The following is a 415-nucleotide window of genomic DNA, read 5'->3' as shown; positions in this document are numbered from 1 at the left end:
CTCTACGCCAGCCTCGTGAACATCAATGCCTATCACCAGCCGGGCGTGGAGGCGGGCAAGAAGGCCGCGGGCCGCGTGTTGGAATTGCAGGGCAAGCTGCTGGCGAAGTTGCAGACGGCGAAGACGGAGGCGCGCTCGGCGGATCAACTGGCCCAGGACATCGGCGCGCCGGACGAGGCGGAGACGGTGTTCAAGCTGCTGGAGCACCTGTCCGCCAACGGTGACCACGGCGTGAAGCGCTCCGGTGGTGAGCGCCCCGCGGAAGCCCGCTTCCAGGCGGGGTAGCGGACACTGTGATTGCCCGGCGGGGCAATGCTTGACGGGCCCGGGCGGCGGATAGCCTGGGCCGTCATGGGACAGGGCCTCGCCGGGGCTGTGCAGGGGTTGAGCTGGGCGCGCGCGCACTCCGTGGGGA

At 70.1% G+C, this 415-nt stretch carries 1 pseudogene; it reads left to right on the top strand.

The features are described from left to right. A pseudogene (gene pgi, locus HUW62_RS47915) lies at positions 1–285 on the top strand (glucose-6-phosphate isomerase); the annotation flags it as partial. Positions 286–415: the final 130 nt, after the last annotated feature.

The sequence above is a fragment of the Myxococcus sp. AM011 genome (assembly GCF_013372595.1).
Classification (GTDB): domain Bacteria; phylum Myxococcota; class Myxococcia; order Myxococcales; family Myxococcaceae; genus Myxococcus; species Myxococcus eversor.
The sequence above is the reverse complement of the archived record's forward strand: the minus strand, read 5'-3'. Positions and strand labels throughout refer to the sequence as shown.